1 protein-coding gene is annotated in these 538 nt (G+C 73.8%); it reads right to left on the bottom strand.

Annotated features, from left to right (window positions below):
* Positions 1–25: 25 nt before the first annotated feature.
* Positions 26–538 (bottom strand): DUF3097 family protein (locus ACYVE9_RS30475; protein WP_461031078.1); only part of this gene is annotated, 513 nt, incomplete at its 5' end.

Here is a 538-nt window from a genome sequence, read left to right as displayed (position 1 = left end):
CCGGTGCCGCCCGGCACCGGCCGGGTCAGCCGGTGGGGCCGCCCACCGGCACGTCGTCGATCAGCCGCTCGACCGGGCCCAGCAGGTCGGGTTGCAGGTCGCGGTAGGAACGCACCGAGCCGAGGATGCGCTGCCAGGCGGCGCCGGTGTTCTCCGGCCAGCCCAGCCGGCGGCACACGCCGGTCTTCCAGTCCTCTCCGTGCGGGACCTGCGGCCACGCCGGAATGCCCACCGACGCGGGCTTCACCGCCTCCCACACGTCGATGTAGGGGTGGCCGACGACCAGCACGTGCGGGTCGGTGATCGCGGCGGCGATCCGGGACTCCTTGGAACCGGGCACCAGGTGGTCGACGAGCACGCCCAGACGGGCGTCCGCGGACGGCTGGAACTCGCACACCACGGCGTGCAGGTCGTCGATGCCGGCCAGGTACTCCACGACGACACCCTCGATCCGCAGGTCGTCGCCCCAGACCTTCTCGACCAGCTCGGCGTCGTGCCGGCCCTCGACGTAGATGCGTCCGGCCCGCGCCACCCGGGC

It is taken from the genome of Streptomyces sparsus, assembly GCF_054776295.1.
This window is presented reverse-complemented; position numbering and strand designations above follow the sequence as displayed.